10 protein-coding genes and 1 riboswitch are annotated in these 11,093 nt (G+C 52.0%); of the genes, 5 read left to right on the top strand and 5 right to left on the bottom strand.

The genetic code is table 11. The features are described 5' to 3' along the window. Nucleotides 1-89: 89 nt before the first annotated feature. Complete coding sequence (locus tag CAG65_RS20205; RefSeq protein ID WP_161454776.1) at nucleotides 90-848, top strand: hypothetical protein; 759 nt, start codon at nucleotides 90-92, stop codon at nucleotides 846-848. Nucleotides 849-895: 47 nt separating this feature from the next. On the opposite strand, the gene CAG65_RS20200 is transcribed toward CAG65_RS20205, so the two are convergent. From CAG65_RS20200 to CAG65_RS20190, 3 genes are read right to left on the bottom strand one after another with little or no spacing between them, the layout of a single operon-like run. Further along, nucleotides 896-1,996, bottom strand: a complete 1,101-nt coding sequence (locus CAG65_RS20200; protein WP_161454775.1) for an ABC transporter permease — start codon at nucleotides 1,994-1,996, stop codon at nucleotides 896-898. Continuing rightward, nucleotides 1,993-2,919, bottom strand: coding sequence for an ABC transporter ATP-binding protein (locus CAG65_RS20195; protein ID WP_161447615.1), 927 nt, complete (start codon nucleotides 2,917-2,919; stop codon nucleotides 1,993-1,995). Before CAG65_RS20195 ends, CAG65_RS20200 begins: the two co-directional genes overlap by 4 nt. A 2-nt stretch (nucleotides 2,920-2,921) precedes the next feature. After that, on the bottom strand, nucleotides 2,922-3,872 hold the full coding sequence (locus CAG65_RS20190; RefSeq protein ID WP_161454774.1) for an HlyD family secretion protein: 951 nt from the start codon (nucleotides 3,870-3,872) through the stop codon (nucleotides 2,922-2,924). Nucleotides 3,873-4,136: 264 nt separating this feature from the next. Between CAG65_RS20190 and CAG65_RS20185 the strand changes: the two genes are divergently transcribed. From CAG65_RS20185 to mgtE, 4 genes are all read left to right on the top strand, one after another. Then, a complete protein-coding gene (locus tag CAG65_RS20185; RefSeq protein WP_021706160.1) occupies nucleotides 4,137-4,520 on the top strand; it encodes an STAS/SEC14 domain-containing protein in 384 nt (127 codons plus the stop codon). 321 nt (nucleotides 4,521-4,841) lie between these two features. After that, nucleotides 4,842-6,944: a TonB-dependent receptor gene (locus tag CAG65_RS20180; RefSeq protein WP_272926130.1), complete on the top strand. Its 2,103-nt coding sequence runs from the start codon at nucleotides 4,842-4,844 to the stop codon at nucleotides 6,942-6,944. 143 nt (nucleotides 6,945-7,087) lie between these two features. Then, nucleotides 7,088-7,462, top strand: coding sequence for a VOC family protein (locus tag CAG65_RS20175; RefSeq protein WP_161454772.1), 375 nt, complete (start codon nucleotides 7,088-7,090; stop codon nucleotides 7,460-7,462). Nucleotides 7,463-7,629: 167 nt separating this feature from the next. Further along, a riboswitch (M-box (ykoK) riboswitch) is annotated at nucleotides 7,630-7,799 on the top strand. 104 nt (nucleotides 7,800-7,903) lie between these two features. Beyond that, complete coding sequence (mgtE, locus tag CAG65_RS20170) at nucleotides 7,904-9,259, top strand: magnesium transporter (RefSeq protein WP_021706444.1); 1,356 nt, start codon at nucleotides 7,904-7,906, stop codon at nucleotides 9,257-9,259. 46 nt (nucleotides 9,260-9,305) lie between these two features. On the opposite strand, the gene CAG65_RS20165 is transcribed toward mgtE, so the two are convergent. Then, on the bottom strand, nucleotides 9,306-10,691 hold the full coding sequence (locus tag CAG65_RS20165) for a class II fumarate hydratase (protein ID WP_161454771.1): 1,386 nt from the start codon (nucleotides 10,689-10,691) through the stop codon (nucleotides 9,306-9,308). 17 nt (nucleotides 10,692-10,708) lie between these two features. Continuing rightward, a complete protein-coding gene (locus CAG65_RS20160; protein WP_161454777.1) occupies nucleotides 10,709-11,086 on the bottom strand; it encodes a hypothetical protein in 378 nt (125 codons plus the stop codon). Nucleotides 11,087-11,093 lie beyond the last annotated feature (7 nt).

Below are 11,093 nucleotides of genomic sequence, written 5' to 3'. Positions count from 1 at the left end.
GTTTTGAACAGTGTTTGATATTCTGTTAACCAAGTATCATTTGCGTCGGCCTTGATTCCTCTCTATTTGGCGCCGACAGGGGTTTTACATTGAAAAAGCAACGGCAAAAGTATGTTTTTATGCTCGAACGCGGTGAGTATTGTGTTTGGCTAAAGAAGTGTGGCGAAGACAAACGCACCGTGTTAAACCGCTCCCTTAACCGATTGTTTCGAAAGAGTAAACGCTTCGCGCACTTAACGCTGTTCAGTGCCTATACACCCAAACAACGCTTCGAGCATGAAGTGGCAGCGTTGGAATATGCTATCTCCTGTGATCTGCCTGTCCCTAAGTTGCTCTACATTGGTCGCTCCTGGTTTGTCACGGAGAGTGCCGGCGAGCCGATTGTGCGTGCCCGGCAACACTCACCCAAGCTTTTGTTTACCAAGGCGATGGGCTGTTTGCAACAGTTGCATCGTGAGGAATTTATTCACGGTCGCCCGGCGATGCGAGATATCGTGGTCAATCAGCAAGGGGAAGTCACGCTACTGGATTTGGAAGAGTCTCGCTTGTCGGATTCGGCACGCCTGCGGGTACGAGATATGGCGCTGTTCCTGCTGGACTCCTACCGTTTGTCTCGTGTCAGCCAAAAAACTCGGTTAGACGCACTCAATCTGTGGTTGCAGCAAAGTGATCCCGCCAATACCGACGAGTTGTATCGGGTGGCTTGCCGCTTAAAACGTCTGGTTTGGATTGCACACACGGTGTTGCTGGTGCGCAACAATCGTTTATCCAAACAGGTGATCATGTTTGAGCGCTTATTGCAGCGTGTTGATTTCCCGCAGCGCCAAGAGGTTCAGCTCTCCGCTTGACCCCAGAATGACAACAAGGCTGGCCTGTCAGGTCAGCCTTGTTGTTGTCAGTCGAGCGATTTCTTAAAGCGCATCGAAGCCACCACGAGACCGAGTACCGTAAACGCAGCGAGCCAGAGTGTATCTCGCCACAAATCGGCCAAATCCGCCCCACGCAGAACAATGCCCCGAATCAAACGCATAAAGTGGGTGGCCGGTAACACTTCTGAAATCCACTGGGCGATAACGGGCATTCCCTCGTAGGGAAACATAAACCCAGACAACAGTATGGAAGGCAACAGAATAAACACAGTCATTTGCATCGCCTGAAGTTGGGTGGTGGCGATGGTGGAAATCATCAGGCCCAGTGTCAGGCTGGCGGAAATAAACAGCAAGGTGCCAAATAAAATCTGCGCCAACGAACCGTTGATCGGGACATCAAAGATCAAGTGGCCGAGCCCAAGTATGATGAACACCTGTACTAGCCCGACAAAGATATACGGAATGATTTTGGCTACCATCAACTCGATCGAATGAATGGGGGTGGTGATCAGCAGTTCAAGGTTACCCCGTTCGCGTTCACGCACAATTGCGGCACTGGTGAACAGGATCATGGTCATGGTCAGTATGACGCCCAGTAGCCCCGGTACAATGTTCACCGCTGAACGTCGGCTCGGGTTGTAAAAGAGCGCGACGTCAAAGGTTTTAACCGTTTGGGGGCGAATTTCAAAGTCAAAATCGGTCAGCGGCATGGTCTGCAAGCCAAGAATCGCAGAACTGATCATGGTGTCGGATCCATCGACTAACCATTGCCCCAATGGACGATTTTGCATCATACGCTGCGTGAGATCCGGTGGCAGAATCAATGCCGCGCGCACCAAGCCATCCTGAATTGCTTGCTCAGCTTGTTGCGGGGTTTCAAACCGTTGCACGACGCTTACCACCTGAGTGACTTTGACCGATTCGGTGATGATTCTTCCGGCGGTGCTCCCGCTTTGATCGACCACGGCCACCGGGATGTTGCGAATGTCGGTGTTGATGGCGTAGCCAAACAACAGCAACTGGATCAGGGGGATCATGACTACCATGGCGAAGGTAATACGATCACGGGAAAGCTGGCGGATCTCTTTGTACATGACCGCTTTCATTCGATTGAGCGACTGGATCATTGGCGTCCCTCCCCGGTGACGGTAACAAACACATCTTCAAGGCTGGGTCGGGCCAGATTCATCTCTGCCTGTTGCAGGTGAGGAAACGTTTGTCTTAGCCAATCGATCGGTTTCTCTGTTTTCCGGTTTACTAACACTCGTAAGCGGACCCCCAATTGAGCAGCGGAGCGAACTTCTTCACGCTGCAACAATTGTTCTTTGAGCGCTCGCAGGCCGGATGTCTTCACTTCAACGATGTTCACGCCCATTTGCTCCATCAGCATTTCAGGCGGTCCATCGGCGCGGATCTGACCGGATTCCATAATCGCCAGACGGTGACAGCGCTCCGCTTCGTCCATGTAGTGGGTCGTCACCAGAATGGTGGTGCCTTGATCGGACAAATCAAACAATTGCTCCCAGAACTCGCGCCGGTTTTCCGGATCTACCGCGGAAGTGGGTTCATCCAGAAACAACAGTTCGGGTTTGTGCATGGTGGCGGCGGCCAGAGACAAGCGCTGTTTCTGGCCGCCACTCATGCCGCCGACCCGTTGTTTGCGGCGCTGATCCAGACCGTAAGTACACAATTGTTGATTGATCCGCTCGTTGAGGGCTTTGCGACTCATACCGAAGATCTGGCCAATAAACTGCAGGTTCTCTTCAACGCTGAGGTCGTCATAGAGTGAAAACTTTTGGGTCATGTAGCCGATTTTGAGTCGTAGAGCCTCAGACTGGCGGGGAATCTGTAACCCAAGGACATCGACTTCGCCCATGCTTGGGCTGAGCAGGCCTGTCAGCACGCGGATCGTCGTGGATTTACCGCAGCCATTCGGGCCGAGAAAACCGTAAATACTGCCTTTGGGGACGTTCAGGTTGATCCCTTCAATGGCGGTGAAATCGCCGAACTGTTTGCTAACGTTGCTGGCCTGAATGGCGTATTCGGTCATGTTTACTCTCCTGACAGTTCAACCTGCGCCGGAACTCCGGAAGGCAGCTCAGCAGCACTGGGCTCCAGGTCGACTTCCGCTAGGTACATCAGGCGTGAACGCTCGTCTTCGGTCAGCGCGTAATACGGTGTGAAAGACGGTTCAGTGGCGACCCAGCGCACTGTCCCGCTCAGACTTTGCGTTACCCCGTCTACATGAACCGTCACTTCTTTGCCGGGAACAAAATTGACCCGATGGTCCGCTGGTACGTACACACGTGCATACGGGACGCGATTGGCCTGAATGACGGCGACAACGCCATTCACCGGAACTCGCTCGCCGAGGTTATAGGGAAGGGTATCCAGAATACCATCACGGGTTGCAACGATGGTCAGTTCTGCCAGTTTTTGCTTTTGCAGCGCGACTTGCGCTTTGCTGGCGGCCAGTTCCGCTTTGGCCTGCTCGATATCTTCGACCCGAGCCCCTGCTGTCAGTTTGCTGAACTCTTCGGTCGCTGAATCCAGCTCAGCTCGTGCGGAGTCGCGTGCGGCCAGAGCGGTGTCTTTCTCCGACTGGCTGACCAGCCGTTTGGCCACCAACTCGGCTTTGCGGCGATAGGTCTTCTGCGCTTCAACCAACTGGGCTTCGGCGCGAGCTACTCTGGCCTGGGCTGAAGCGATGTCTTCCGGCCGCTCTCCGTTGGTCAGCTTGAGCAGATAGGCGGCGGCCTTGGCTTCATTGGCAACCGCATTTGCCAGAACGGCTTCCTGATTTTTGCTGTCGAGTTGAACCAGTACCTGACCTTCTTTAACCGGGCTGCCTTCGATGACGGGCAAGGCACGGATGATTTCGTTGGCGGTAGCGGTAAAGGTCACCCGGTCACGTTCAAGCGTCCCGAGTGCCTGTTGAGAATCGCCTGGACTACAGGCTGTCAGCAAAGTAATAAGCAGAGCGCTGAACAAATATGGCTTCATGAGGTTTCCTCGTAAGGTCAGTCTGAACGGTCGGAGGCGTTAACACTGAACAGATAGAATCACATTGATACGATAAGTATTATTTTTATCTAACTATAGGAAAAGGCGATTAATTACCCGCTAATTCATCAAGTGATGAATTAATAGGTCACTGATGATTCGATCTGTGTCCGGTTGTTGGCCGAATATTGTGCAGCATTGCAAAAAGGAGGTAACCTTAAAGTTGCATAATCTATGAGCGGGATAACAAATTAGGGAGGTAATATGTTCAGCGAAAGACACGGTATCTCTGTGGGCATTGATCGCGTTGGCAGCGAGTTTTATCTGGCGATCACTGCGGTAGGCAAACTGACCCATGAAGACTACGCATTCATCACTCCGATCCTCGATGGCGCGCTGGCCAAAGTTCAGGGGCCGAGAGTAAAAGCGCTCGTCGATGCGACAGAGTTGGAAGGCTGGGAGTTGCGGGCGGCCTGGGATGACTTTAAGCTGGGGCTGAAACACGGTGCAGAGTTCGACAAAGTTGCTTTGTATGGTAAGCCAGGCTGGCAGGAGATGGCAGCTAAAGTGGGCAGCTGGTTTCTGTCTGGCGAGGTGGCGTTTTTTGACAACCGTACTGAGGCACTTGACTGGCTACAGCAAAACTAAACACTACTCCTCAACCGGCGTGATGCATCACGCCGGTATTCCAAGTCAGATGTAAGGCCAATCTCGCAGACCTTGCTGCGAGAGATTGGGTTCTATTAACCCATGCGCGAATCCTTGTGCAGACACGATTTTCTTTACTTCCCCGTACCGCGAATCCACAGGAAATGCAGACTGAATAATCTGTTCTTATTGATTATGCAAATAACAATCAATATCATTCTCTTTTCTATAAATTGTATTAACAGAAATAATAAGAGAATTAGAATGAGACATGGACCCGGCCACGTGACGGTGGTGGCAATCGCAGTGGCGAGCGTAGGAATGGCATTCAGCGCACCTGCTCTGGCCGTAACGGAGAAACAGGACAAAATGGTGGTGGTCTCGAGCCGCACACCAAAAGCCATCAGTGATATTCCAGGCACAGTCTGGTTTATCGATGAAGAGCAGATCGCGCTGGAGTATCGTGGCGGCAAAACACTGGGTGACATTCTGGCGGCTACGATTCCGTCGCTGGACGTTGGCAGTGGCGCACGGACCAATTACGGCCAAAACCTGCGCGGGCGTAAAATGCTGGTCATGATTGATGGGGTGTCGTTGCAGTCGTCGCGTCCGATAAGCCGTGCGCTGGACTCGATTGACCCGTTTAATATTGCCCGAATTGAAGTGTTGTCTGGCGCTACATCAGTATACGGCGCTGGTGCGACGGGCGGCGTGATCAACATTGTGACCAAAAAAGCCAACGATGACGCACTTCAGTTTGAGAGTTACCTGGGGGGATCAAGTGGCTTTCAAACCAGTGACGATGCGGATTACAAACTGGGTCAGTCCATTGCTGGTGGCAGTAACAAAGTAAGTGCACGGTTAGCCGCGGTCTACACCGAAACGCAAGGCTTTTATGATGCTGATGGTGACATCGTCACACCGGATATCTCTCAGGGATCGCTGCAATACAACAAAACACTGGATGTGCTCAGTACGGTCGGCATTGAGTTGTCCGAAACCAAGCAACTGGATTTGCTCGCGCAGTATTACGACAGTCAGCAGGACTCACCTTACGGTCTTTACATAGTGAACGGTGAGTTCGTTGACGTACGTAAAGGGTTTGAATCTGACCGTCAGCATGGTACCGAGCGCGTGATGCTAAGTATGAGGTACAGCGACAGCGCGTTTTTAGGCCATCAACTGATCGCCGAGGCTTCCTATCGTTCAGAGCAGCAGACATTCTCACCCTATTATCAGAGTGCGTCGGAGCAGAAAACCGATGTATTCGCGCTAAAAACCGCTCTGGCCAAGCAGTTCTCTCGTCTCAACTTAGTGTATGGCGTGGATGCATACCGCGACAGCTTTGACAGCAATCAGGCACTGTTTGACCCGGCTGTTGCGACGGCGTCTGGTAACCTAAACAATGACACTTATGCGCGAGTGGGCCGGTATCCGGGGACTAAAGTCAGCTCTGTTGCCGCCTTTGTGCAAGCCGACTATGCCCTGACGCCGAAATGGCATATTCAGGGCGGTGCTCGCTATCAGTACTTGAACAATGAAATAGATGATTTTGTAGCATATAGCATCCAGAAGAAGATTGCGGCGGGGAACGGGGTGTCAGCCGATGCAGTGCCGGGTGGTGAAACTGACTATCATGTTGGTTTATTCAACCTCGGAACCATCTACTCACTGACGCCGGCATCGCAGCTCTGGGCTAACTTCTCCCAGGGCTTTGATCTTGCGGATCCGGCCAAGTATTACGGCCAGGGTGAGTACGCTGATATGGACGCGAACGGTCACTACGCCCTGCTAAACAGTATCAACGTTGATGGCTCACGCATGTCGGGCATCAAAACCAACAGTGTTGAAGTGGGGTATCGCTTCGATAACGCCGATCTGAGTGTGCAGGCGGCCACCTACTATTCTCAATCGGACAAATCGGTCAGCTACAATAAACAGACCATGCTGATCGAAAGTGTTGACGACAAACGACGCGTATACGGAACAGAAGCGCAGTTGACGTATTGGTTTAACACGCAGCTTCAATTCGGGGCATCCGGTCACTTGGTGATGTCGGAAGTGAAACAAGATGGCGACTGGAATAAGATGTCGGCGGGCGAAGCCAGTGCCTCTAAAGCCAGCGCTTGGGCGGTTTGGTATGATGATGAACTGACACTGAAGCTGCAAAGCCAGACTATGTTTCATTATTCCGATGATCAAGACAATAAACTCGACGGCTTTACTCTGTTTGATCTGGTTGGGAATTATCAACTGCCAGTCGGAACCTTGGGCTTTGGTATCCAAAACCTGCTGAATAACGACTACACTACGCTTTGGGGTCAGCGAGCGCAGATTCTCTATTCAACTCATTATGCACCGGGTGCGTATGATTATAAGGGCCGAGGCCGCACTTATACGCTAAACTATCAAGTAAGATTCTGATAGCCATTCATAAGGTTACAACGGGCAGAAAAACCCCCGTTTACACAGCAGTGCCGTCCCGTCCTGGGGCGGCCTTTTCATAAAGGAACAGAGTATCCGGGTGTCGACCTTGGCGCGCCCGGATTAACAGAGGTGAAGAACGTATGGCGAATCTGGCAACCCGCGAAATTAAAGCCTTCGTACCCGCCAGAGACTTTGAGTTGTCGATCAGCTTTTACCAGTCACTGGGGTTTGCGGTAGGTTCCGTGTTTGGTGAAGTCGCTTACCTGAGCAAAGGCGAATGTGCGTTTTTGCTGCAGGATTTTTACGAACCGGTGCATTGCGAAAACTACATGATGCATCTGTTGGTTGAAGACGCACGCAGTTGGCATCAGCACGTGGCTCAATCCGGTGTGGAGACGGAATTCGGTACCACGTTGACCGAATTACAGCAGCAGCCATGGGGCATGCTTGAATTTTGCATGACGGACCCAAGTGGTGTGCTGTGGCGCATTGCCGAGCACATCCGTACCGTTTAAATCATGAGAGGCCCGCTTTGCGGGCCTCTTTTTTGATCAGAGCGATTCGATGTCTTGTGTGCGTGCCGTCACGGTTTTTTATCATCACCATCAGGATTTTTAGTTGTTGTTTTGTCAGGCGCCTTCTTATAATCGCGCCGTTCTAAAGAGAACCTACTGTGTATTTTACAGCATCTCGTTAGGCGAGGCTCCTGTTCAAACATAGGCCACTGATCCCACGACATCGAGAGATGCCCAGGATTAGGACAGTTATCATCGGCTTAAGGTGTTAACCCAAGTGGCTTTCACGTCAGTGAATACGTTGTACAGTGCTGAAGCTAAGACGTGGGGATTGTTCCTTCCTTCTTATACAGCTTTTATTTTCTCGACCTTCAACTGCTGTTTTCTTGCATCAAAGATCAATCAATTCAGGTCTGTCCTGAGTCACATGAGGTATGTGTGATGAATGTAATGAAAACTACTAACCCTGTTGTAGTAGCAGCTCAAATCAAGCAACTCACCGCTTTTTCTCACAAACTGGCGAATGCGCCAGACAGCGAAAAGTGGGTACAAAAACTGGTCAATTTGTCTGATCAGGAAGCCAAATATGTTCTGTGTCAGTTGTCACAAGCGCAATTGGTGACCATTTTCAGCCGTATCTCTCCGGAGCTGGCGGCGGACGTTGTGGCGTATATGCAAAAGCCTCAGCTGGAAGCCGTTCTGACTGCGTTACCGCAACGGACGGTGGAAAAACTGCTGCGGATTTTGCCGGCACACGAAAGAGAGGCGATCTTCGACTTCCTGGCCAATGAAGAAGCGTTGCAGTTGCAACGCAAGCTGAACTGGCCGGACGAATCGGTCGGCGCCCACATGCACTCAGATGTGCTGACCTTATCCGTGACCCAAAGTCTCAGCGAAGCGAAACAGGTACTCTATGAGGCCTGGGATACACCGCACCATCACCTCAATAATATGTATGTGGTGAACGAGTACGGTCAGCTCGTTGGTGAAATCAGCCTGAAAATGCTGCTGGTTGCGTCGGCAGATCAAACCCTGAGCGACATCATGCAGCCCAAAGGCGAGGTGCTGGATGTCTCTCTGGATCAGGAGCAGGCATCACGCCGCTTACTGGATCTGGATGTTACGGTGTTACCGGTCGAGCACAATGGTTTGCTGGTTGGTTTCTTCTTCCTGGATGACGCGGTTGATATCCTGGAAAAGGAAACCACAGAAGATGCGGCGATGCAGGGGGGCTCAATGCCGCTGGATGCCAGCTATCTGCAAACCTCTCCTTGGAACTTGTGGAAAAAACGCATTGGCTGGTTGTTGGCGCTGTTTCTGGCCGAAGCTTACACCGGTACGGTATTGAGAGCGTTTGAAGAGCAACTGGAAGCGGCCATCGCGCTGGCATTCTTTATTCCGTTGTTGATTGGGACCGGAGGCAACAGTGGCACACAGATCACCACCACTATTATCCGGGCAATGGCCGTGGGCGAAGTAAGTTTGAAAAACCTCGGTTCGGTGCTGAGCAAAGAGCTGACCACCGGGGTGATGATTGCGCTTGCCATGGCTGGCGCGGCTTGGGTGCGAGCCTGGAGTCTGGGGGTCGGTGTTGAGGTCGGGCTGGTGGTGACACTGACCATTCTGGCCATCGTACTGTGGAGCGCATTTGTATCGTCCATCATTCCGATGGTACTGCGCCGCTTAAGTATTGACCCGGCGGTGGTTTCTGCGCCCTTTATTGCCACGCTGGTCGATGGCACGGGCCTGGTGATTTACTTCGAAATCGCTAAGTTAATCTTGCCTGAACTGGCATAAAGACAAAGCCTCCGTAAGGAGGCTTTTTTATTTTCGGCGATGTCAGTTATTCTGCGATGCCACCTTGCGTCAGCTTGGCCGGGTCGAGCAGGCGTTCGAGTGTCGCCCGGTCGAGATCGGTTTGCTCTTCAGCAACGTCAATGATCGGCCGACCCTGCTTGTACGCCAGTTTGGCGATCTCAGCCGCTTTCAGATAACCAATCACCGGGTTCAGTGCGGTCACCAGAATGGGGTTGCGTGCCAGGGCGGTGTCCAGGTTGTCACGACGCACTGTAAAGGTGGCGATGGCTTTATCAGCCAGCGCAACAGCGCTGTTACTCAACAGCTCGATGCTTTCCAGCACGTTATGCGCGATCACAGGGAGCATGACATTGAGTTGGAAGTTACCGGCTTGCCCCGCGATGGTAATGGTGGTGTCGTTGCCGATCACTTGGGCTGCGGCCATGGCTGCGGCTTCTGGGATAACCGGGTTCACTTTGCCGGGCATGATGGAGGAACCTGGTTGCAGGCCTTGCAGCTCAATTTCACCCAGTCCGGCTAACGGGCCCGAATTCATCCAGCGCAGGTCGTTGGCGATTTTCATGATCGCGACAGCGGCGGTTTTTAACTGGCCGGATAATGCAACGATGGCATCCTGACTGCTGAGGTTAAAAAAGAAGTCGTCGCTGGCGGCAAAACGGACATGTGTGTCTTGGGTCAGATTATCGGCAAACGCGCGTGCAAAACGTGGATCCGCATTGATGCCGGTTCCAACGGCTGTTCCACCCTGTGCCAGCTGTTTGACCGATGTCAGCGCACTTTCGATGGCGGATTTTGCGTGGCGGATTTGTTGTTGCCATCCGCCTAATTCTTGTCCGAAGGTGACTGGCATGGCGTCCATTAAGTGGGTGCGACCGGTTTTCACCACGTCCGCCAGTTCGGCTTTTTTCTTTTCCAGTACGTCAATAAGGTGTTCCAGTGCCGGAAGCAGCTGTTTTTCAGTCAGCAGTGCGCTGCTGACCTGAATAGCAGTCGGTATCACGTCGTTGCTGCTTTGGCCCATGTTAACGTGGTCATTGGGACTGACATCACCGCCGAGCTGTGCACTGGCTAATGTGGCGATCACTTCATTGGTATTCATGTTCGAACTGGTGCCTGAGCCCGTCTGGAACACATCAATCGGAAAATGCTCGAGATGCCGGCCGTCAATGACCTGCTGAGCCGCGTCTGCGATCGCATTGGCGATGTCACCTTCGAGCAAACCGAGCTGCGCATTGGTCAGGGCTGCGGTTTGTTTGATTTGAGCCAGTGCCTGAATAAAAGCAACGGGCATGGTGTGGTGGCTGAATTGAAAATTGTCGACTGCGCGCTGGGTCTGAGCCTGGTAGAGAGCATCCTTTGGGACGTTCACATCGCCCATACTGTCTTTTTCAATCCGATATTGTTGAGTCATGGTGTATTCCTTTTCGGCTACAAAGGCGTATTCAAACGCTGTAATTCTTGTTTTAAGGATAGGAACTTTATGTCGCCATCGGAGATATGATCGTAAAAACGTTTCAGACACAGCAATGGCGTATGTACGGCATCCAGACAGATCTGGCGAAAGACGCGCGAGCGAGTCGTATCGTCAATACCGTCTAATAGATGAAAGTACACTTGACGCAGAAACAGCTCACACAACAGTGGATTCTGATGTTCCGCCCCGTATTCATAATAAGAAGTCAGTAAGAGCCCACAATGGACATAATTGCAGATAATATCAGGCTCGAAACCGCACGCGGTATAAGGATCCAGAAAACGATCCTGAGCTTGATAAAAGGCGCGATAGAGGGCTTGTTGTTGTTCCATAGGGCTC

Origin of the sequence: Vibrio sp. V39_P1S14PM300, assembly GCF_009904765.1 — a bacterium.
Lineage (GTDB): Bacteria > Pseudomonadota > Gammaproteobacteria > Enterobacterales > Vibrionaceae > Vibrio > Vibrio proteolyticus.
This window is presented reverse-complemented; position numbering and strand designations above follow the sequence as displayed.